General features: G+C 68.8%; 22 protein-coding genes. 14 read left to right on the top strand and 8 right to left on the bottom strand.

Going from position 1 to position 21624, the window contains the following annotated elements:
• Positions 1–123 precede the first annotated feature (123 nt).
• The 4 genes from rpsM to rplQ all read left to right on the top strand — a co-directional run bounded on the left by rpsM (position 124) and on the right by rplQ (position 2646).
• Positions 124–498, top strand: a complete 375-nt coding sequence (gene rpsM / locus LC452_RS01010; RefSeq protein ID WP_223622177.1) for a 30S ribosomal protein S13 — start codon at positions 124–126, stop codon at positions 496–498.
• A gap of 31 nt (positions 499–529) precedes the next feature.
• Positions 530–928: a 30S ribosomal protein S11 gene (gene rpsK / locus LC452_RS01005; RefSeq protein WP_136055213.1), complete on the top strand. Its 399-nt coding sequence runs from the start codon at positions 530–532 to the stop codon at positions 926–928.
• Between the two features lie 134 nt (positions 929–1062).
• The gene (locus tag LC452_RS01000) at positions 1063–2052 is read left to right on the top strand and encodes a DNA-directed RNA polymerase subunit alpha (RefSeq protein ID WP_120773743.1); all 990 of its coding nucleotides are present in this window, start codon (positions 1063–1065) and stop codon (positions 2050–2052) included.
• A gap of 33 nt (positions 2053–2085) precedes the next feature.
• Positions 2086–2646: a 50S ribosomal protein L17 gene (gene rplQ / locus LC452_RS00995; protein WP_223622176.1), complete on the top strand. Its 561-nt coding sequence runs from the start codon at positions 2086–2088 to the stop codon at positions 2644–2646.
• Between the two features lie 150 nt (positions 2647–2796).
• Here the strand turns inward: rplQ and LC452_RS00990 are convergent, their stop codons facing one another.
• A complete protein-coding gene (locus LC452_RS00990; protein WP_223622175.1) occupies positions 2797–4371 on the bottom strand; it encodes an AMP-binding protein in 1575 nt (524 codons plus the stop codon).
• Positions 4372–4489: 118 nt separating this feature from the next.
• Here LC452_RS00990 and LC452_RS00985 point away from each other — a divergent pair, with 118 nt between their 5' ends.
• From LC452_RS00985 to LC452_RS00965, 5 genes are read left to right on the top strand one after another with little or no spacing between them, the layout of a single operon-like run.
• Entirely contained in the window at positions 4490–5287 is a 798-nt protein-coding gene (locus tag LC452_RS00985) for a sulfite exporter TauE/SafE family protein (RefSeq protein ID WP_223622174.1), read from the top strand.
• Between the two features lie 27 nt (positions 5288–5314).
• Positions 5315–5782 carry a MaoC family dehydratase N-terminal domain-containing protein gene (locus tag LC452_RS00980; RefSeq protein WP_223622173.1) on the top strand — a complete coding sequence of 156 codons (468 nt, stop codon included), beginning with the start codon at positions 5315–5317 and terminating at the stop codon, positions 5780–5782.
• Complete coding sequence (locus LC452_RS00975; RefSeq protein WP_223622172.1) at positions 5782–6180, top strand: MaoC/PaaZ C-terminal domain-containing protein; 399 nt, start codon at positions 5782–5784, stop codon at positions 6178–6180. Before LC452_RS00980 ends, LC452_RS00975 begins: the two co-directional genes overlap by 1 nt.
• Positions 6181–6194: 14 nt before the next feature.
• The gene (locus LC452_RS00970; protein ID WP_223624669.1) at positions 6195–7325 is read left to right on the top strand and encodes a UDP-N-acetylmuramate dehydrogenase; all 1131 of its coding nucleotides are present in this window, start codon (positions 6195–6197) and stop codon (positions 7323–7325) included.
• 21 nt (positions 7326–7346) lie between these two features.
• Positions 7347–7751: a VOC family protein gene (locus tag LC452_RS00965; protein ID WP_223622171.1), complete on the top strand. Its 405-nt coding sequence runs from the start codon at positions 7347–7349 to the stop codon at positions 7749–7751.
• Positions 7752–7770: 19 nt separating this feature from the next.
• Here LC452_RS00965 and LC452_RS00960 read toward each other — a convergent pair whose 3' ends face one another.
• The 3 genes from LC452_RS00960 to ald form a co-directional block, all read right to left on the bottom strand.
• On the bottom strand, positions 7771–8970 hold the full coding sequence (locus LC452_RS00960) for a pyridoxal phosphate-dependent aminotransferase (RefSeq protein WP_223622170.1): 1200 nt from the start codon (positions 8968–8970) through the stop codon (positions 7771–7773).
• An 89-nt stretch (positions 8971–9059) separates the two neighbouring features.
• On the bottom strand, positions 9060–9242 hold the full coding sequence (locus LC452_RS00955) for a hypothetical protein (protein WP_223622169.1): 183 nt from the start codon (positions 9240–9242) through the stop codon (positions 9060–9062).
• An 88-nt stretch (positions 9243–9330) separates the two neighbouring features.
• Positions 9331–10425, bottom strand: coding sequence for an alanine dehydrogenase (gene ald / locus LC452_RS00950; protein ID WP_223622168.1), 1095 nt, complete (start codon positions 10423–10425; stop codon positions 9331–9333).
• A gap of 103 nt (positions 10426–10528) precedes the next feature.
• Here ald and LC452_RS00945 point away from each other — a divergent pair, with 103 nt between their 5' ends.
• Complete coding sequence (locus tag LC452_RS00945; protein WP_223622167.1) at positions 10529–11047, top strand: Lrp/AsnC family transcriptional regulator; 519 nt, start codon at positions 10529–10531, stop codon at positions 11045–11047.
• A gap of 10 nt (positions 11048–11057) precedes the next feature.
• On the opposite strand, the gene LC452_RS00940 is transcribed toward LC452_RS00945, so the two are convergent.
• The 3 genes from LC452_RS00940 to aceA form a co-directional block, all read right to left on the bottom strand.
• Positions 11058–11492 (bottom strand): hypothetical protein, encoded by a 435-nt coding sequence (locus LC452_RS00940; RefSeq protein WP_223622166.1) that lies wholly within the window; start codon positions 11490–11492, stop codon positions 11058–11060.
• Positions 11493–11636: 144 nt separating this feature from the next.
• Positions 11637–13292 carry a malate synthase A gene (aceB, locus tag LC452_RS00935; protein WP_223622165.1) on the bottom strand — a complete coding sequence of 552 codons (1656 nt, stop codon included), beginning with the start codon at positions 13290–13292 and terminating at the stop codon, positions 11637–11639.
• A 20-nt stretch (positions 13293–13312) separates the two neighbouring features.
• Entirely contained in the window at positions 13313–14653 is a 1341-nt protein-coding gene (gene aceA, locus LC452_RS00930; RefSeq protein ID WP_223622164.1) for an isocitrate lyase, read from the bottom strand.
• Between the two features lie 120 nt (positions 14654–14773).
• On the opposite strand from aceA, the gene LC452_RS00925 reads away from it, so the two are divergent.
• The 3 genes from LC452_RS00925 (at position 14774) to LC452_RS22005 (ending at position 18598) form a co-directional block, all read left to right on the top strand.
• Complete coding sequence (locus tag LC452_RS00925) at positions 14774–16246, top strand: helix-turn-helix transcriptional regulator (RefSeq protein ID WP_223622163.1); 1473 nt, start codon at positions 14774–14776, stop codon at positions 16244–16246.
• A gap of 119 nt (positions 16247–16365) precedes the next feature.
• On the top strand, positions 16366–17934 hold the full coding sequence (locus LC452_RS00920; RefSeq protein ID WP_223622162.1) for a glucoamylase family protein: 1569 nt from the start codon (positions 16366–16368) through the stop codon (positions 17932–17934).
• 37 nt (positions 17935–17971) lie between these two features.
• Positions 17972–18598, top strand: coding sequence for a TetR/AcrR family transcriptional regulator (locus LC452_RS22005; protein ID WP_223622161.1), 627 nt, complete (start codon positions 17972–17974; stop codon positions 18596–18598).
• A gap of 14 nt (positions 18599–18612) precedes the next feature.
• On the opposite strand, the gene LC452_RS00910 is transcribed toward LC452_RS22005, so the two are convergent.
• Complete coding sequence (locus tag LC452_RS00910; protein WP_223622160.1) at positions 18613–20121, bottom strand: PucR family transcriptional regulator; 1509 nt, start codon at positions 20119–20121, stop codon at positions 18613–18615.
• A 95-nt stretch (positions 20122–20216) separates the two neighbouring features.
• Here LC452_RS00910 and gabT point away from each other — a divergent pair, with 95 nt between their 5' ends.
• Positions 20217–21581: a 4-aminobutyrate--2-oxoglutarate transaminase gene (gene gabT, locus LC452_RS00905; RefSeq protein WP_223622159.1), complete on the top strand. Its 1365-nt coding sequence runs from the start codon at positions 20217–20219 to the stop codon at positions 21579–21581.
• Positions 21582–21624 lie beyond the last annotated feature (43 nt).

The raw sequence follows: 21624 nt of genomic DNA, 5'->3' as shown, positions 1-21624 counted from the left end.
GCGCACATCTCACAACTCAATACGAAACGGCAGGATCAGAACCCGTGAAAGCGGGGGACACCTCGGGGCGGAGGCCCGGGCACCGATCCTGTTCCATACCTCCACTACATCCAGGAGAACCGCATGGCACGTCTTGCCGGCGTTGACATCCCGCGCGACAAGCGCGTGGTGATCGCCCTTACCTACATCTACGGCGTCGGCCGTACCCGCTCGGTCGCGATCCTCAAGGCGACCGAGATCGACGAGAGCATCCGCGTGAAGGACCTCAGCGACGACCAGCTGATCGTCCTCCGCGACTACATCGAAGGCAACTACAAGGTGGAGGGTGACCTCCGCCGCGAGGTGGCCGCAGACATCCGCCGCAAGGTCGAGATCGGCTCCTACGAGGGCATCCGCCACCGTCGTGGTCTCCCGGTCCGTGGTCAGCGCACCAAGACCAACGCCCGTACCCGCAAGGGCCCGAAGCGCACCGTCGCCGGCAAGAAGAAGGCCCGCTAAACGCGGCCCCAGGGACTAGGAGAACATTTTCATGGCTGCACCCAAGGCCGCCGCGCGCAAGCCGCGCCGCAAGGAAAAGAAGAACATCGCGCTGGGCCAGGCCCACATCAAGTCGACGTTCAACAACACGATCGTCTCGATCACCGACCCGTCCGGCGCTGTCATCAGCTGGGCATCGTCGGGTGGCGTGGGCTTCAAGGGCTCGCGCAAGTCGACCCCGTACGCCGCAGGTCTTGCTGCCGAGTCCGCTGCGCGTCAGGCGCAGGAGCACGGTGTCAAGAAGGTCGACGTCTTCGTGAAGGGTCCGGGCTCCGGCCGCGAGACCGCGATCCGCTCGCTCCAGGCCGCCGGCCTCGAGGTGGGCTCGATCCAGGACGTCACCCCGCAGGCGCACAACGGTTGCCGCCCGCCGAAGCGCCGCCGCGTCTGACACGGCTCGTCGAGCCGCTCGGCCCTTCGGGGTGCGAGCGGCTCGACGCCCGCATGCGGGCATCGACTTCCACAATTGAAGACCTCACCACACCACATGTCATATAGCGGGCATGTGATCGAAAGGAACACAGAGTGCTCATTGCACAGCGTCCCACACTGACCGAGGAAAAGATCGTCGAGAACCGTAGCCGGTTCATCATCGAGCCTCTGGAGCCCGGCTTCGGCTACACGATCGGCAACGCGCTGCGTCGCAGCCTGCTGTCGTCGATCCCCGGCGCCGCTGTCACCAGCGTTCGTCTCGACGGCGTGCTGCACGAGTTCAGCACCATCCCCGGCGTGAAGGAGGATGTCACCGAGATCATCCTCAACATCAAGCAGCTCGTGGTCTCGTCGGAGCGCGACGAGCCGATCACGGCGTACCTGCGCAAGACCGGTTCGGGCGAAGTGACCGCCGCTGACATCTCGGCTCCGGCCGGTGTCGAGGTGCAGAACCCCGAGCTCGTCATCGCGACCCTCAACGAGACCGCGAAGTTCGAGCTCGAGCTCACCATCGAGCGTGGCCGCGGCTACGTCTCCGCCACGCAGAACCGCAACGAGTACGCCGAGGCCGGTCAGATCCCGATCGACTCGATCTACTCGCCGGTCCTGAAGGTCAGCTACCGCGTCGAGGCGACTCGTGCCGGTGAGCGCACCGACTTCGACAAGCTCGTCCTCGACGTCGAGACCAAGTCGTCGATCAGCCCGCGCGACGCTGTCGCGTCGGCCGCCAAGACGCTCACCGAGCTGTTCGGTCTCGCCCGCGAGCTGAACGTCGAGGCCGAGGGCATCGAGATCGGCCCGGCACCGGTGGAGGCAGTGAACTCCAGCGAGCTGTCGATGCCGATCGAAGACCTCGACCTGTCGGTCCGCTCGTACAACTGCCTGAAGCGTGAAGGCATCAACACTGTTTCCGAGCTCGTCGCCCTGTCGGAGACGCAGCTCATGAACATCCGCAATTTCGGCCAGAAGTCGGTCGACGAGGTGCGCGACAAGCTCATCTCGCTCGGTCTGTCGCTCAAGGATTCGGTGCCCGGTTTCGACGGCGCCCACTTCTACGGCGGCAGCGAAGACGAGTCCTTCTGATACCCGACCCTTCTGACCAGGAGTTAGACGATTATGCCCAAGCCCACTAAGGGTCCCCGCCTCGGAGGCGGCCCCGCCCACGAGCGCCTGCTGCTTGCCAACCTCGCGGCGGCTCTGTTCACCCACAAGTCGATCAAGACGACCGAGACCAAGGCCAAGCGCCTGCGTCCGCTCGCCGAGCGTCTGATCACGTTCGCGAAGCGCGGCGACCTGCACGCGCGTCGTCGCGTGCTGTCGGTCATCGGCGACAAGAGCGTCGTGCACACGCTCTTCGCCGAGATCGCGCCGCTGGTCGCTGACCGCGAGGGTGGCTACACCCGTATCACCAAGGTCGGCAACCGCAAGGGCGACAACGCTCCGATGGCCGTGATCGAGCTCGTTCTCGAGCCGGTCAACCCGAAGCCGAAGTCCGCCAAGAAGTCGGCTGCTGCCGCTCCGAAGGCCGAGAAGCCCGCTGAGGTCGTCGAGGAGGCTCCCGCTGAGGAGGCTCCCGCCGAGGACGCAGCCGTCGAGGAGACGCCGGACGCCGGCGCCGAGTCGCAGGCCGAGGGCGAAGCAGCCGAGGCTGCCGCCGAGGATGCTGTCGAGAAGTAAGCACCTCTCACCGCGAAGCCCGCCGCCCCTTCCGGGGTGGCGGGCTTCGTCGTTTCCGGATGCAGGTTCCGCGGCCAGGAGCAGCTTCTGCGGCCCGATTCGCGAGATGTGGCCGCAGAAGTTCGGAATGGCCGCAGAACTCGGGCGGGGTCAGCGGGCGCGCAGGTCCTTCCGGAGGATCTTGCCCGACGTGGACTTCGGGATCGCGTCGATGAACTCCACCTGGCGGACCTTCTCGTGCGGGGCGACATGGGCGGCGACGTGCGCCATGACGGCATCCGCGTCGAGATCGGCATCCGCCTGCCGCACGACGAACGCCTTCGGCACCTCCTGACCGTCCTCGTCGGGAGCGCCGATGACCGCAGCGTCCGCGATGGACGGATGCTCGAGCAGCACGGCCTCCAGCACAGCCGGTGCGACCTGGTAGCCCTTGTACTTGATGAGCTCCTTGAGCCGGTCGACAATGCGGAAGATGCCGTCGTGCGTGACGGTCGCGACGTCGCCGGTGCGCAGCCAGCCGTCAGCGTCGAGCATCTCGGCGGTGGCGTCCGGGCGGTTGAGGTAGCCCTTCATGACCTGCGGGCCGCGGATCAGCAGCTCGCCGGGTTCGCTCGCGCCCTCGTCGGGCACGGTGACGTCGGCCCCGCTCTCGGGGTCGATCAGCCGTGCCTCGGTGTTGCTGATGAGCATCCCGACGGAGGAACGGTCGATGTCGTCACGAGCAGCGGGGATGGCGTGGGTCACCGGGCTGGTCTCGGTCATGCCGTACCCCTGGCAGACCGTGCAGTCCAGCCGCGTCGCCACGGCCGAGGCCAGCGCGCCGTCGAGGGGAGCGGCCCCCGAGAAGATCACCTTGATGGAGGAGAGATCGTACTGATCGATCAGCGGATGCTTCGCCAGGGCGACAGCGATCGGCGGGGCGATGAACACCCAGGTGGTGCGATGCTCGGCGACGACCCGCAGGAACTCGGTCAGATCGAACTTCGGCATCGTGACGAGGGCGGCACGCTGTCGCAGCGCGAAGTTCAGCAGAACCGTCATCCCGTAGATGTGGAAGAACGGCAGCACCGCGAGGACGCGATCGCCGTCGGCCAGGGAGATCGTCGAACGGCACTGGCTGACGTTCGCGACGAGGTTGCGGTGCGTGAGCATCACGCCCTTCGGCCGTCCGGTCGTCCCCGAGGAGTAGGGGAGCACCGCGAGGTGCTCAGCGGGGTCGAAGGAGACCTCCGGGGCGGCGTGGCCCTCGCCGAGGAGATCGCGGAGGGAGGGATGCCCCTCGGCGCCGTCGAGCACGATGAGGTGATCCGCGTCGATCCCGACCTTCGCGGCCGCGGCCTCCGCGCCGGGCAGAAGCGGAGAGACCGTGATCAGCCATTCCGCCCCCGCATCGGTGAGCTGGTTCACGATCTCGTCGGGGGTGTAGAGCGAGTTGATCGTCGTCGCGGTGGCCCCGGCGCGGAGGATGCCGTGGAAGACCGTCGCGAACGCCGGGATGTTCGGACACAGCACGCCGATGCGGGTGCCGACGCCGACGCCCCGGGCTGCCAGCGCTCCGGCGAACAGATCGATCTGGGCAACCAGCTGCCGGTACGTCGTCTCGGCGCCGCTGGTCCCGTCGATCAGTGCGACGGCGTCGAGGCGGTCCTCGTCGAGATCGCCGAACAGGTAGTCGTACACGGAGACGGCGGGGATCTCCACCTCGGGAAGAGTGCTGCGAACCATGAGATCTCCTTCGATCAGGTCTCGACGTCATCGTCGTACGGGATTCAGTTTCTCATGACGCGGAACTCCGTGCCAGCCTCTGGCGGAGATGGTCGCCGGGCGCGAGTAGGCTGATGCGGTGAGCGACGCACAGACCCTGAACCGAGGGCCTCGTGCCTACACGGCATTCGTCGGGATCGGCCTCCTCGCGGGCCTCCTGTCCGGCCTCTTCGGAGTGGGCGGCGGTACAGTCATCGTCCCGCTGCTGGTCCTCCTGCTGCACTTCAACCAGCGGCTCGGAGCGGGAACCTCGCTCGCCGCGATCGTGCCCACGGCCACGGTGGGCGTGGTGTCGTATGCGATCCACGGCTCGGTCGCCTGGATCCCCGGGCTCATCCTCGCCGCGGGTTCCGTGGTCGGCGCGCAGATCGGCACACGCCTGCTTCCCAAGGTCTCCCAGACCGTGCTCCGGTGGCTGTTCGTCGGCTTCCTCGTGGTGGTGATCGTGAGCCTCTTCCTGGTGATCCCGTCGCGCGACGCGGAATTCGAGGTCCAGCTGCTGAACGGACTCGCGCTTGTCGCGACAGGCGTCGTCACCGGCATCCTCGCCGGGCTCATCGGTGTCGGAGGCGGCGTGATCGTCGTGCCGGTCCTGATGCTCGCCTTCGGGACGAGCGACCTGATCGCCAAGGGCACGTCGCTGCTCATGATGATCCCCACAGCGATCTCCGGAACCATCGGCAACCTCCGCAACCACAACGTGGACCTCGTCGCCGCCGCCATCGTCGGCGTCTCCGCGTGCACCACGACCGCGCTGGGCGCGTGGCTCGCGACCCTCATCGATCCGTTCGTCGGAAACATGCTGTTCGCGGCATACCTCGTCGTCATCGCGGTGCAGATGGCGCTGAAGGCGATCCGCGGGCGCAAGAAGGACTGACTCGTCCCGCCTCGGTAGGATCGAGGGGTGGCAGTGAACCAAGATCTTGTCGGCCGGGAGTTCCCGCCGACCGCCCCGTACCTCGTCGGACGCGAGAAGGTGCGCGAGTTCGCGCGCGCCGTGTTCGCCGATGCTCCGCAGCACACCGATGTCGACGCGGCCCGCGCACTCGGCTTCGACGACGTGGTCGCACCGCCGACCTTCGCGATGGTCATCCAGGACCACACGCTCCAGCAGCTGCTGGCGCAGGAGGACTCCGGCATCGTGCTGGCGCGCACGATCCACGCCGAGCAGCGCTTCGGATACACGCGGCCGATCGTCGCCGGAGATGAGCTCACCGGACAGCTGCGCGTCACCGGCATCCGCATGATGGGCGGCAACGCGATGATCACCAGCGAAGCCGAGATCACGGATGCCGCCGGAGCGCATGTCGTGACCGCCACCAGTGTGCTGCTCGTCGGCGCCGGCGACGACACCGAGGGAGAGGCCGCCTGATGGGCTACACCGTCGGAGACGTGGTCGCCGAGCGCACCGTACACCTCACCCGCGAGTCGCTGGTGCGGTACGCGGGCGCGTCCGGGGACTTCAACCCCATCCACTACCGTGACGACATCGCGGCGGCCGTCGGTCTGCCGGGGGTGCTCGCCCACGGCATGCTCACGATGGGCATCGCGTCGTCCGTGGTGGTCGCGGCCCTCGAGCCCGGCGCGAAGATCCTCGACTACGGCGTGCGCTTCACCAAACCAGTGGTCGTCGATCCCGAGCGCGGCGCCGACCTGCACGTCGTCGCCACCGTCGGGGTCGTCGACGACACCGCAGCACGCATCGACCTGAAGGTCACGTTCGGCGAGACGACCGTCCTGGTCAAGGCGCAGCTGCGCATCGCCGTCTGATGGGGACGACCGAGGTGCGGGACATCGAGCCCATCCGTCTGTCGCAGCTCACGACGCTGCGCACCGGGGCGGCTCCTGCGCGGATGCTCGAGGCGTCGACGACCGCAGAGCTCATCGACGCGCTGCGCGCCACCTGGGCCACGCGTGACCCGTGGTTCGTGCTCGGCGGCGGCTCGAACCTCTTCGTGGGTGATGAGCCCTTCGACGGCACGGTGATCCGCGTGCGCACGGAAGGCATCGAGGAACTCCCCTCTCCGCATCTCGGGCGCATCCGTCTGCGGGCGCAGGCCGGCCACGGATGGGACGCCCTGGTCGCCTATGCGGTCGAACACGGCTACGCGGGGCTCGAGGCCATGAGCGGCATCCCCGGGACCGTCGGCGCGGCGCCCGTGCAGAACATCGGCGCGTACGGGCAGGAGATCCAGGAGACCCTGGTCGAGGTCGAGCTCATCGACGAGGCCACAGGCGAGGTCTCGACGGTTCCGGCATCCGAACTCGGACTCGGGTTCCGCACCTCCGTGCTGAAGCACCACTACGGCGGCGAACCGCTGCGTCGTGCCGTCATCCTCTCGATCACCGTCGACCTGTTCGTCGCGGGCGAGCGCGTCGTGCGCGGCGAGCAGCTGCGCCGAGCCCTCGGGCTCGACCACGATGCGCCCGTGGCGCTCGGCTGGGTGCGGGAGCGCATCCTCGCCACACGGGCGTCCAAGGGGATGCTCCTGGACGACGCAGACCCCGACACCCACGGCGTCGGCTCGTTCTTCCAGAATGCGATCGTGCCCGAGTCCGTGGCGCGAGCCCTGCCGCCGGAATGCCCCCGCTGGCCTGTCGCGCCCGACCTCGACACCGTCACCGTGATCCCGCTCGCCTCGTACGACGGGCTCGTCCCGCAGACGAAGACCGAGGCCTCGGACGTGAAGGTGAGCGCCGCCTGGCTGATCGAGCAGGCCGGCATCCGCAAGGGCTTCAAGCTCCCGCGTTCCCGCGCCTCCGTCTCGACGAAGCACGCGCTCGCGCTGACGAACCGCGGCGGCGCCAGCGCGGGCGAGGTCGCCGAGCTGGCGCGCTTCATCCAGAGCAGGGTGCATGCCGAGTTCGGACTCGTGCTGCAGCCGGAGCCTGTGCTGGTCGGCGTCGAGCTCTAGCCCGCGCGCTACACTCGCCGCATGACCGGACTGACCCCGTACCTGCTGTTCCCCGGTAACGCCGCCGAGGCGATGCGGCACTACCAGTCGGTCTTCGGCGGCGAGCTGCGGATGTTCGATTACGCGCAGTTCGGTCGGCACGACGGTCCGGCCGACGCGATCGCCCACGCCATGCTCGAGGGCGTCGTCGACCTGTCGGGGGCGGATGCCGGGATCGATGCCGATGCGGTGCAGATGGGAGGGATGTTCTTCTCCCTGCTCGGCACCGCGGATGCATCGACGCTCACCGGCTGGTTCGCCGACCTCGCCATGGGCGGGAGGGTCATCGATCCGCTGCAACGCCGCCCGTGGGGCGACTGGGACGGCACGCTCGTCGACCGCTACGGCATCCGCTGGCTCATCGGGTACCAGCCCGAGTCGTCCTGACCCGCGACCTGCGCGCCGGTCAGGCGAACAGGCGCTGCAGGCGCTGCACGCCCTCGAGCAGCTGGTCGTCGCCGAGGGCGTACGACAGGCGCAGGTAGCCGCTCGGGCCGAACGCCTCGCCCGGCACGACCGCAACCTCGGCCTGCTCGAGGATGAGGTCGGCCAGCTCGAGCGAGGTCGTGGGCGTCACTCCACCCCAGGTGCGGCCGAGCAGGCCCTGCACGTCGGGGTAGACGTAGAACGCGCCGAGGGGGTTCGGCACGCGGATGCCGTCGATCTTCGACAGCTCCGCGACGATGAGGCGGCGGCGCCGGTCGAAGGCCTCGCGCATCTGCTCGGCCTCGGTCTGCGGGCCGTTGAGAGCGGCGATCGCTGCCTTCTGCGCGACGTTGTTCACGTTGCTCGACAGGTGCGACTGCAGGTTTCCGGCGATCTTGATCGCGTCGGCGGGTCCGACCATCCAGCCGACGCGCCATCCGGTCATGGCGTAGGTCTTCGCCACGCCGTTCACCAGGATCGTCTGACCGGCGACCTCGGGAACCGCTGCGACGATCGACGTCGCCTTCACGCCTTCGTAGGTGAGGTTCTGGTAGATCTCGTCGCTGATGATCCAGATGCCGTGCTCGACGGCCCACTCGCCGATCGCCTTCGTCTCTTCGGCGGTGTAGACGGAACCGGTCGGGTTCGAGGGCGACACGAAGACGAGGACCGTGGTGCGCTCGGTGCGCGCGGCCTCCAGCTGCTCGACCGTGACCTTGTAGTCCTGGTCTGCTCCGGCGAACACCTCGACGGGCGTGCCGTCGGCGAGACGGATGGCCTCGGGGTACGTCGTCCAGTACGGAGCGGGGAGCAGCACCTCGTCGCCCGGGTTCACGACGGCCTGGAACGCCTGGTACACGGACTGCTTGCCGCCGTTCGTGACGATGACCTGGCTCGGAGAGACCTCGAGGCCGGAGTCGCGGAGGGTCTTCGCGGCGACCGCCTCCCGCAGCGCCGGAAGGCCGGCAGCCGGCGTGTACCGGTAGTTCGCCGGGTCGGCGAGTGCCTCGGCCGCGGCATCCACGATGAACTGCGGCGTCGCGAAGTCCGGTTCGCCGGCCGCATACGAGATGACGGGCTTGCCTTCGGCCTTGAGGGCCTTCGCCTTCGCGTCGACCTTGAGGGTCGCCGACTCGGCGATGGCGGACAGCTTGCGGGAGAGAGGAGCGCGTTCGGTCACGATTACGAGCGTACTCGGGTGGGCATGCCGGATGCCGGGCGCGTCGTCATGAAGAACCGGGGTTCTTTCGCTCGCGTGGACCTTCGAACTCAGTCGCGGATCTCCCACCACAGCGAGAACAGCATGAGTGGTCCGACGGAGAGGGCGTAGAGCGTTCCCACGATGAGAGCGATCGCGACGATCGTGATCACGACGGTCGCGAGTAAGCGCAGCAGCATCCGTACCGGCAGGGGAAGCAGACGCTCGGCCTCGCCCTCAACCGTCGGGTCCATGACCCGATGATAGTGCGGTGGATCAGAAACGTCGTTCCGCGGACTCCAGAGTATACGTTTCTGATCCAGACCGCGTCCGGAGGACGACTCAGGCGTTCGCGAAGCCGTGCGCCTGGGCGACGGCGTCGAGAGTGATGCGTCCGCCCTGCACGTTCAGACCCTTGGCGAGGGAGGGATCCTCGGATGCCGCGCGCTCCCAGCCCTTGCCGGCGATCGCCGACACGTACGGGAGCGTGGCGTTGGTCAGCGCGCGGGTCGCCGTCTCGGGCACAGCGCCGGGCATGTTTGCGACGCAGTAGTAGATGGCGTCGTGCACCGCGAACGTCGGATCGTCGTGCGTCGTGGGGCGCGAGTCCTCGAAGCATCCGCCCTGGTCGATCGCGATGTCGACGAGCACCGAGCCCGGCTTCATTCCGGCGACCATGTCGTCGGTGACGAGCTTGGGCGCAGCGGCGCCGGGGATCAGCACCGAGCCGATCACGAGGTCTGCGGTCGCGAGCTCCTCGGCGATGTCGTAGCGGCTCGACGCGCGCGTCTGCAGCGCGCCGCCGTAGCGGTGCTCGAGCTCGCGCAGGCGGGGGAGGGAGATGTCGATGACGGTGACCTGCGAACCGAGGCCGAGGGCGTTGGCCGCCGCGTGCTCGCCGGCGACACCGCCGCCGATGACGACCGTCTTCGCGCGAGGCGTGCCGGCGATGCCGCCGAGCAGCATGCCGCGGCCGCCGTTCGAGCGCAGCAGCGAGTACGAGCCCATCGTGACCGAGAGTCGCCCGGCGATCTCACTCATCGGCACGAGCAGGGGAAGGCTGCGGTCAGGCAGCTGCACCGTCTCGTAGGCGACCGCGGTCGTGCCGGCGTCGACCAGTGCGGTCGTCAGCGCGCGGTCCGCCGCGAGATGCAAGTAGGTGAAGAGCGTCAGGTCGGGCCGGAGGAAGCCGTACTCCTGTGCGATCGGCTCCTTGACCTTGATCAGCAGGTCGGCCTCGCCCCAGGCGTCGGCGGCCGTCGCGACGATCTCGGCGCCCGCCGCGCGGAAGGCGTCGTCGGAGATGCGCGAGCCGAGGCCCGCGCCGGACTGCACGAGCACCCGGTGGCCTTCGCGCACGAGGCGGTCGGCGCCGGCGGGAGTGAGCGCGACACGGCTCTCGTTGTTCTTTACCTCGGTGGGCACGCCGATCTTCATCGATCCTCCAGGACTAGGTTCTGCGTGGATACAGAATCGCAGAAACGTCGACCAGGCAACAGATTTTCTGAAGATGATTCGGTTCAGGCGCTAATCCTGAATAATGGTTCAGATGGAGACGACGTCGCAGGGTCCTCAGCCGAACACTCTTCGGGCCCCCGCCCTGGACCCGATCGATGCGAGGATCGTGCAGCTGCTCGCCGATGACGGGCGGATGACGAATGCCGAACTCGCCGGCCACCTCGGCGTCGCCCCGTCGACGGCGCACGCGCGGCTGCGTGCCCTCGTCGAACGCGGGGTCATCACCGGATTCCACGCCAGCGTGGACGAGCGGATGCTGGGCGCAGGTCTCCAGGCGATCATCGGTGTGACGCTGCGTCCGAGCGGACGGCGCGAGAGCATCGTCGAGTTCGCGGAACGTGTGCGCGTGCTGCCGCAGGTGATCCAGGTGTTCTTCCTCGGCGGCGACGACGACTTCCTGCTGCACATCGCGGTCGCGGACTCGTCGGAGATGCGCGAGTTCGTGCTCGAGCACCTGTCGGCGCAGAGCAGTGTGGCGTCGACGCGCACGAGCATCGTGTTCGACTATCACCGCAACTCGGTGGCCGCCTCGTTCGCGTAGGGATCCGCGGTCACGCGCCGTAGGAGGCGGGGAGGGCGCAGTAGTCGGCGAATCTTCGGGTCGGGTTCGCGGGGTCGGTGACGTCGACGATCGCGGCGGCGACGGTATGCGGCGCCTCGTCGTCGGCGAGCTGCCAGACGACGTAGTGCCACATGCCACGGGCCGTGTCGCTCAGCAGTGCGGACGGGCCGGAGACGACGAGCACGCTGTCGCCCGCGGACGTCGCGCGGAACGGTGCGATCACCTCGGTGCGGAGCAACTGCTCATCGCCGTCGGCGGTGTGCACCCGCTCGACCTGCAACCCCGCGGCCTCCAGCGCTGCCGCGAGTTCGTCGGCACTGTGGCGCGAGCGTTCGGCATCCGCTCCTGCCACGGCGAGAAGCCGTCGCCCGCGGGGATACAGGTGCAGGAACTCGGAGGCGATGTCGGTCCATACTTCAGCCATGCCCCCAGGCTACGCCCGGTGATCGGAGGGCGGACCGGTCAGCACAGGCTCGGGAGCAGCACCGAGTCATCCACAGGCGCAGAGAGGCCCTCGGATGCCGGATCGCATACGAGGGCCTCGTCCGTCCGCTTCAGTCCTCGTCGATCAGTCCTCGTCGATCAGGAACCGGCTGTAGGCGCCGAGCGTGAGGAAGGTGGGGAACTCCTCGCGCAGGGCGACCTCGCGGAAGATCTCCGCGGCGTCGTCGAAGCGGTCACCGGCGCTCCTCGTCGCGGCCGCCAGGATCTGACCGATCAGCCCTTCGACGTACTCGGCCGTGATGGCGGTGCCCTCCTGCGTGACGCGATCCTGGTGGATCCACTGCCACACCTGCGACCGGCTGATCTCCGCCGTCGCGGCATCCTCCATCAGATTGTCGATCGCGACGGCACCGAGTCCGCGCAGCCACGCCTCCAGGTAGCGGATGGCGACCGACACGTTGTCGCGCACGCCCCGGTCGGTGACGGCGCTCCCGATGCGCAGGTCGAGCAGATCACGCGCCTGCACCTGCACGTCGTCCCTCCGGCGGTCGACCTGGTTCGGACGATCGCCGAGCACCGCGTCGAACTCCGCCTGAGCCGTGGGGATCAGATCGGGGTGCGCGACCCAGGTGCCGTCGAAGCCGTCGCCGGCCTCGCGCTTCTTGTCGGCGGAGACCTTCTCGATCGCTCGCGCCGTCACCTCGGGGTCGCGGCGGTTCGGGATGAACGCGCTCATGCCGCCGATCGCGAAGGCGCCCCGCTTGTGGCAGGTCTGCACGAGCAGGTCGGTGTACGCCCGCATGAACGGCACGGTCATCGTGACCTCGCTGCGGTCGGGGAGCACGAAGCGCGCCCCGCGGCCGCGGTAGTTCTTGATGATCGAGAAGATGTAGTCCCAGCGGCCGGCGTTGAGGCCGGCGCAGTGGTCCCGCAGCTCGTAGAGGATCTCGTCCATCTCGAACGCCGCGGGCAGCGTCTCGATGAGGACGGTGGCCCGGATGGTGCCGTGCGGGATGCCGATGTACTCCTCGCTGAAGGAGAACACGTCGTCCCACAGCTTCGCCTCCTCGCTGGACTCGAGCTTGGCGAGGTAGAAGTACGGGCCGCGGCCGCCGTCGATCAGCGCCTGCGCGTTGTGCAGGAAGTAGAGACCGAAGTCGACGAGCGAGCCGGATGCCGCGGTGCGGCGCCCTGCCCGATCGATGAACGAGACGTGCTTCTCGGGCAGGTGCCAGCCGCGCGGACGCATCACGATCGTGGGCGTGCGCTCGGCGGTGACGCGGTACTCCTTGCCGTCCGGTGAGGTGAAGGACAGCTCGCCCCGGATCGCGTCGCGGAGCGAGAGCTGCCCCTCGATCACGTTCTTCCAGGTGGGGCTCGTGGCATCCTCCTGGTCGGCGAGCCAGACCCGCGCGCCGGAGTTCAGCGCGTTGATCGTCATCTTCGGATCGGTCGGACCGGTGATCTCCACGCGACGGTCTTCGAGGCCGGGGCCGGCACCGGCGACGCGCCAGTCCGCGTCTTCACGGATGTGGGCGGTGTCGTCGCGGAAGCGCGGGTCGTGCCCGTTGCCGATCTCGAAACGGCGGCGCATCCGGTCGGCGAGGCGGTCGTGGCGACGCGACGCGAAGCGGTGGTGCAGCTCGGTGAGGAAGGCGATGGCCTCGGGGGTGAGGATCTCTTCGTACCGGTCGCGGATCGTGCCGGTGATGTCGATCGCCGGTCCCTGCTGGGTCGTCTGGACGGGAGCGGTCGTCGGGGGAGCGGTGGGAGTGGTCATGATCTGAAGTCCTTCGAAAGTCAATGGAACTGCGCGGCTTCGGTGGAGCCGGCGAGGGCGAGGGTCGCGCTGTCGGGGTTGAGCGCGGTGGAGATGACGTCGAAGTAGCCGGTGCCCGCCTCGCGCTGGTGCTTGGTGGCGGTGTAGCCGTCTGCCTCGGCGGCGAACTCGGCTTCCTGCAGCTCGACGTACGCGCTCATGGCGCGTTCGGCGTAGCCGCGGGCGAGGTCGAACATCGAGTGGTTCAGGGCATGGAACCCGGCCAGGGTGATGAACTGGAACTTGTAGCCCAGGTCGGCCAGGTCCTGCTGGAAGGTCGCGATCTCGGCGTCGGAGAGGTGCCGCTTCCAGTTGAAGCTCGGTGAGCAGTTGTAGGCCAGGAGCTTACCGGGGAACTCCGCGTGGATCGCGGCGGCGAACTCGCGGGCGAGCTCGATGTCGGGCTCGCCGGTCTCCACCCACAGCAGGTCGGCGTAGGGGGCGAAGGCGAGGCCGCGGCTGATGACCGATTCGATGCCGGGACGGATCCGGTAGAACCCCTCGGTCGTGCGCTCGCCGGTGGTGAACTGCTGGTCGCGCTCGTCGACGTCGCTGGTGAGCAGGTCGGCGGCGAGGGCGTCGGTGCGGGCGATGATGACGGTCGGCACCCCGGCGACGTCGGCCGCGAGGCGTGCGGCATTCAGGGTGCGGATGTGCTGCTGGGTGGGCACCAGCACCTTGCCGCCGAGGTGGCCGCACTTCTTCTCACTGGCCAACTGGTCCTCCCAGTGGATGCCGGCGGCACCCGACTGGATCAGCGACTGTGCGAGCTCGTAGGCGTTCAACGGGCCACCGAACCCGGCCTCGGCGTCGGCGACGATCGGAGCCAGCCAGTCCTGCGTGATCTCGCCCTCGCCGGCGAGGGCCTCGGCGTGCTCGAGCTGGTCCTGGCGGATCAGCGCGTTGTTGATGCGGCGGACGACGGCAGGCACCGAGTTCGCCGGGTACAGCGACTGGTCGGGGTACGTCTGGCCGGCGAGGTTGCCGTCGGCCGCGACCTGCCAGCCCGAGAGGTAGATGGCCTTGAGGCCCGCGCGCACCTGCTGCACGGCCTGGCCGCCGGTGTAGGCGCCGAGCGCGCGGACGTAGTCCTCGGTGTGCAGGAGGTTCCAGAGGTTCTCGGCGCCGCGGTGGGCGAGCGTCGACTCCTCCCGGACCGAGCCGCGGATGCGGATGACGTCTTCGGCGGTGTACGTGCGCTCGACACCGTCCCAGCGGGGATCGCTCTCCCAGATCTCCCGGAGCTCGGCGGCCGTCTGAACCTGGTCTCCGGCGCGGAGGCCGGCGGGACGGGGTGCGGTGGTTCCTGCGGTGTTCGTCATGATGTCTCCTCGGTGAGAGTGGTGGCTTGGCATCCACTCTGTGTGAAGTTCGGGTCCGCAACTCACCGAATCCGGGGTGAAGAATGCCCGAAATTCTGTTTCTGTGACAGAATCGCCGCCATGACCCCTTCGACAGGCTCCGGGACCCAGGTCTCCGACTCAGAAGACACCGACGCCCTCACGATCGGTCGCCGCATCCGTCAGTTGCGCACGGCGCAGGGACTGACGCTCGAAGACCTGGCCGCGGCGGTCGAACGTGCGCCGAGCCAGCTGTCGATGATCGAGACCGGCAAGCGCGAGCCCAAGCTCACGCTGCTCCAGGCGATCGCCCGAGCGCTGGGCGTGACGATCGACGCACTGCTCGAGGGGGAGCCGCTCGACGAGCGGAGTGCGGTCGAGATCGCGCTCGAGCGCGCGATGAAGGGTCAGACCTTCCGGGCGCTGGGCATCGATCCGTTCCGCATCGCCAAATCCGTGCCGACCGACGCCCTCAAGGCGCTGCTCGCTCTGCACGGCGAGATCGACCGACTGCGCGACGAGCGCGCGGCCACGCCCGAGGAGGCCCGGCGAGCGAACGTCGAACTGCGCCACCTCATGCGGCGCCAGGACAACCACTTCGCCGACCTGGAGCAGAAAGCCGCGGAGATCCTCGCTGCGGTCGGACACCCGGGCGGTCCGCTCACTCAGCGCACGGCATCCGAGATCGCCGCCTATCTGGGGTTCACGCTGCACTACGCGCCCGACCTGCCGCAGACCACGCGCAGCGTCGCCGATCTCGCGAACGGACGACTGTACCTGTCGAGCAGCGTGCCGGCGAAGGGTGACGCCCGCACGGCCGTGCTGCAGGCCCTGTCGAGTCGAATGCTCGGTCACTCCGAACCGCACAGCTACGCGGAGTTCCTGCGTCAGCGCGTCGAGACCAACTACCTCACCGGGGCTCTCCTCATCCCCGAGGCGCACGTCGTGCCCTCACTGAAGGACGCCAAGGCCCGCCGGTCGATCTCGATCGAAGATCTGCGGGACGCGTACTCGGTGTCGTACGAGACCGCCGCGCATCGGTTCACCAACCTGGCCACGCGCCACCTCGACATCCCGGTGCACTTTCTCAAGGTGCACGAGTCGGGCACGATCACGAAGGCGTACGAGAACGACGACGTCAATTTCCCGACCGACCGCCTCGGGGCGATCGAGGGACAGATGTGCTGCCGACGCTGGACGAGCCGTGTCGTGTTCGACGAGGACGACCGCTTCAACCCGTACTACCAGTACACCGACACCGGCAACGGCACCTACTGGTGCACGGCCAGGGTCGAGGCGTCGAGCGAGGGCCTGCACTCCGTGAGCGTGGGCGTGCGCTTCGACGACACGAAGTGGTTCGTCGGGCGGGACACCGGCCATCGCGGGGTCTCGAAGCATTCCGTCGAGGTCTGCTGCCGGCAGGCTCCTGCCGAGCTCGAGGCGCGTTGGCGCGAGAACTCCTGGCCGAACGTGAAGACCCCGCGCACGCTGCTCGCGACCCTCCCGACCGGTGCCTTCCCGGGCGTCGACACCACGGACGTGTACGAGTTCCTCGAGGCTCACGCCCCGCGGTGAGTCGGTCTTCGCCGACGAGGCCTGCCCCGAGGAGGGGGTTGAGTCAACACTGAACACATGTTAGGTTTTCGCATATCGGTGTGCTGCCGACTGCAGCGCGTTCTCGATGAGGAGACACGATGAAGCGATGGATGAGTGCAGTGGCGACAGTCGGACTGGTCGTCGCCGGCCTGACTGTGGCCGGCCCCGCAGTGGCGGGCCCCGCAGTGGCGGGCGGCGATCGATCGGGCACCCAGGACCTGAACCGATGGGCGGCGGACACCTGGCAATCCCTGGTGGCGATGACCGACGAGGAGACGGGACTTCCGGCCGACAACGTCACCGGCGACCTGACGACACCCAGCGCCTACACCTCGCCGACGAACATCGGCGGCTATCTGTGGTCGACCGTTACCGCGCGCGATCTCGGGATCATCAGCCCCGACGAAGCGCGCGACCGCCTGTCCGCCACGCTCGAGACCCTGACCGGACTCGAGCGCAATGACGCGAGCGGCATGTTCTACAACTGGTACTCGCCGTCCACGGGGGAGAAGCTGACGACCTGGCCCGACTCCGGCGACCCGGTCTATCCGTTCCTCAGCACCGTGGACAACGGATGGCTGGCTGCCGCCCTGCGCATCGTGCGCGAGGCGGATCCCACGCTCGCCGAACAGGCGGACGCGCTCTACGACTCGATGGACTTCGCCTCGTTCTTCGACCCCGCCGGTGCGGCCGGACTCCCCGCGGGCACCAACCGCGGCGGATTCTGGGACGCGCCGCCGCCGGACTGCAGCGTCGAGGCGCCGATGTACAACGGGTCGGGTGAGACGTCCTACTACACGTGCCACCACTACGACACGACGGTGAGCGAGAGCCGCATCGCGACCTACCTCGGCATCGCCAACGGACAGATCCCCGCGACGGCGCTGTACGGCACGCATCGCACGATGCCTCCTGGCTGTGACTTCGCCTGGCAGGAGCAGCTCCCCGAGGGCGAGTACCGCACGTACGACGGCGTCGAGGTCTGGGAGGGCGCGTACCGCTACGGCGAGATGTCGTTCGTCCCGAGCTGGGGCGGCAGCATGTTCGAGTCGCTGATGCCCGATCTGCTCGTGCCGGAGACCAAGTGGGGGCCGAAGTCCTGGAAGCTCAACCATCCGATCACGGTCGAGGTGCAGAAGCAGCACGGACTCGATGAGGCCGGATACGGATACTGGGGCTTCTCGCCCGCGAGCAACCCCTTCGGCGGCTACGCGGAGTACGGCGTCGACATCGCCGGGATGCGCTCGGACGGGTACACCTCCGACGCCGAGCAGACCGACGTCGACATCGACCGGCCCGGGTGCACGGTCGGTACGAACCCTGCCCCGGAGTTCGGCGACGGCGTGGTGACGCCGCACGCGGCCTTCCTCGCGCTGCCGTACGACAAGAAGGGCGTGCTGAGCAACCTCCGCGGCATCGAGCACGACCTCGGCGCCTACGGCCCCGGCGGGTTCTACGACGCCGTCGCCGTGCACAGCGGCACGGTCGCCGAGCGCTATCTGTCGCTCGATCAGTCGATGATCATGGCCGCGATCGGCAACGAGCTCACGCGGGATAAGCTCAAGGACTACTTCGTGGATCGCGAGATGGAGCAGCTTCTGCGCCCGGCGATGAAGCAGCAGGTATTCGGCTCCTCGTGGGGACCGGGAGGCGGTCACCACGGCTGAATCCCTCCCTCGCTTCGCCGAAGGACAGGAGCGAGCAGTGGGCACGGATGATCGACCGACGGCAGCTCGCGGGCCCCGCGGCCCCTATGCGACGGGGCAGGCGCGACGGCAGGCGATCGTCGACGAAGCGCTCGTGGTGTTCTCCCGCACGGGGTTCCATAGCGGATCCCTGCGGGAGATCGCGAAGCGCGTCGGAGTGACTCCTGCCGGACTCCTGCATCACTTCGCGAACAAAGAGGAGCTGTTCGCCGAGGTTCTCCGTCAGCGAGATGAGAAGGTGCGCGCGGCGGCGGGCGATCCCGCCGTGCACACGCTGGTCGAGCAGGCGAAGAGGGTCGTCGCGCACAACCAGACGTCGCGGGGTCTCACGTCGCTGTACGCGATCGTGTCGGCGGAGGCGACCGACTCCGACCATCCCTCGCACGCCGACTTCGCCGCGCGCTACCGGACGCGCGCCGACGAGGCGAGGGAGATCCTCCGCCGCGGTCAGGAAGTCGGCGAGGTGCGCGACGACATCGACCCCGCGCTCGCGGCGCGACTGATCAGTGCCGTCATGGACGGGATCCAGCTCCAGTGGCTGCTCGACGAGTCGGTCGACATGGTCCCGCTCTTCGACGAGTTCGTGAGTCGCTACCTGCACCCGTCGGATCCGCCGAACGACTGAGGCGCCTGACGCGCTCAGTCCCGGGCGGTCTGCAGCAGTGTCCAGAGCTCGGCCCGCGCGGGGAACGACGACAGGTCGATGCCGAGCATGCCCCCCGCCTGCGCGATGCGGGAGCGCAGGGTGTGCCGGTGCACGCCGAGCGCCGCGGCCGCCGACTCGGCCCGGGCGTCGTGCTCCAGCCAGGTGCGCAGGGAGTGCTCGAGGTCGGCGCCGGTGCGGGCGTCGTGCTCGCGCAGGGGCGCGAGGCGGGACTCGGCCACGAGTCGGGCCTCATCGGTCGCGAGCGCGGTGAGGATGCTGGAGCCGACGGTATCGGCATACCGCACGGCGCCGTGCTCGCCGTGCTGGCGCAGAGCGGTGAGAGCCTGCGCGTGCGCGCGGGAGAAGGCGTCGTAGCCCTCCGGTGCGGAGACGCCGATGCGGATGCCGAAGCGCGCAGCGACCTCGTCGAGGAGCTGCTCGTCGCTCGCGGAGAGGCACACTGTCACGCCGTCCTCGGACTCGGCGATGAAGGAGGGCGTGCCGTGCTCGGACCGGTGCCTCTCCCACCAGTCGGTCAGCGGGCCCGCCGGAGCGTCTCCCGCGACCGCGACCACCATCGGGGTGGGTGGGAGCGTGCCGAGCACCCGTCGGGCGAGGCCGGGGTCGTCGGCGAGGAGCGAGCCGAGCAGCTGTGCGTGCAGACGCCGTCGGCTGCGCGCCAGCTGTTCGCTCTGCTCCATCGCCAGGCCCGCCATCGCGATCACCGAGGTCACGACCGAACGCGCCTCCGGGTCGAGCACGTCGACCGCGAGTGCGATGACCCCGCGCAGGTGACCGCCGCGCCCGACGGTAAACAGGGTGAACGTGCGGTCGTCGAGCGTCAGGGACTGCCCGGCCTCGAGTCCCCGGGTGAGGATCTCGATGACCCTCTCGCCGAGGTCGTCGAGCACGCGGGACTCGATCGCGCCGCGGGGATGCGAGCTGAGCAGTGCCCCGGCCGCGTCGAACATGCCCGCCCACACGTCGAGGCGACGGCCGAGTTCGGCCACGGTCGCGTCGAGACCGTGCGGGCGGAGGGCGGCGAGGGCGAGGGCGCGCTGCGTGTCCAGGGCCCAGGACCGCCGGGCGTACGCCTGTGCCGCGATGGCCTCGGAGTGCGCACGGGCGACCGCGATGAACGGCGTGCGGTAGGGGACCTCGAACAGCGGCATCCCGTTCTCGGCGCAGGCCTGCACGAGTTCCTCGGGGATGCCGGAGCGGTGCACCTCCGTGCCGAAACCGAGACCGAGCACGCCGCGTCCGGCGAGGCGACGCACGTACGTGTCGATGTCGACCGCGTCGTCGAACTGGTTGCCGGTCGTCAGCAGGGCGAGGTCCTCCGACAGGAACGGCGTGGGGTCGGCGAGGTCGGAGCTGTGCACCCAGCGCAGCGGCCGGTCGAGCGCGCCCTCCGGCAGATCCTCGGCAGGGGAGACCAGGGCGAGGCCGAGGTCCCTCCGTCGCAGCAGTGCACGGAGAGTGGGTTCCTCGGCTACGGCCATGACGAACTCCTCTTGTACACGTCGGCGATCTCTTGCTTCAGATTGTACAAGTCGGCGAGTGCGACGGTGTCCTGAGCCGCCGTACGCTCGCGGACATGGCACTCCTCGACACCGCAGCTGTTGCAGTTCCCCTCGGCGGACCCGAGCTCCCTCAGGAGCGACGCCTCGTCACCGAGCTTCCCGGCCCCCGGTCGGCGGAGATCCTCGCTCGCAAGGCGGATGCCGTCGCCGCAGGCGTCGGTCACACCGTGCCGGTCGCGACCGTCGCCGCCGGCGGCGGAGTCGTGGTGGACGCCGACGGCAACTCGCTCATCGACCTCGGCTCCGGCATCGCCGTGACCACCGTGGGCAACGCCCACCCGAAGGTCGCCGCAGCCGTCGCCGCGCAGGCGGCCCAGTTCACGCACACCTGCTTCATGATCTCGCCGTACGAGTCGTACATCGAGGTGGCCGAGGCCCTCAACCGGATCACGCCCGGCGACTTCGCCAAGAAGAGCGCCCTGTTCAACTCGGGCGCCGAGGCTGTCGAGAACGCGATCAAGATCGCCCGCAAGCACACCGGTCGCCAGGCCGTCGTCGCGTTCGACCACGGTTACCACGGCCGCACGAACCTGACGATGGCGCTCACCGCCAAGTCGATGCCGTACAAGAGCGGCTTCGGACCGTTCGCCCCCGAGGTGTACCGCGCCCCGATGTCGTACCCGTTCCGCGACGGCCTCGCCGGCCCCGAGGCCGCGGCCCGCGTGATCCTGCAGCTCGAGAAGCAGATCGGCGCCGACAACCTCGCCGCGGTCATCATCGAGCCCATCCAGGGCGAGGGCGGCTTCATCGTCCCGGCCGAGGGCTTCCTGCCGGCCATCGTCGACTGGTGCCGTGCGAACGGCGTCGTCTTCATCGCCGACGAGGTGCAGACCGGCTTCGCCCGCACCGGACACATGTTCGCGAGCGAGATCTTCGGCATCGAGCCCGACCTGATCACCACGGCCAAGGGCATCGCCGGCGGTCTTCCGCTCGCCGCCGTCACCGGCCGCTCCGAGATCATGGACGCCTCGCACTCCGGCGGACTCGGAGGCACGTACGGCGGCAACCCGATCGCCTGCGCCGCGGCGCTCGCCGCGATCGACGTGTTCGAGAACGACGGCGTCATCGAGCGCGCCCGCGAGATCGGCACAATCCTCACCGATCGTCTCACCGCGATCCAGCAGGGCGACGCCCGCGTCGGAGACATCCGAGGCCACGGCGCGATGATCGCCGCGGAGTTCGTCGACCCCGAGACCAACGCTCCGGATGCCGCGCTCACGGCCGCCGTCGCGAAGGCCTGCATCGCCCAGGGCGTGATCGTGCTCACCTGCGGCACCTACGGCAACGTCATCCGCTTCCTCCCTCCGCTCGCGATCGGCGACGACCTGCTGAACGAAGGACTCGACGTGGTCGCCGAGGCGCTCGCCGCCGCAGGCTGACCATCCGACCGCGGTCCGCCGCGGTCCGCACCAGATGTCCGGT

It is taken from the genome of Microbacterium sp. EST19A, assembly GCF_019969685.1.
Lineage (GTDB): Bacteria > Actinomycetota > Actinomycetes > Actinomycetales > Microbacteriaceae > Microbacterium.
The sequence above is the reverse complement of the archived record's forward strand: the minus strand, read 5'-3'. Positions and strand labels throughout refer to the sequence as shown.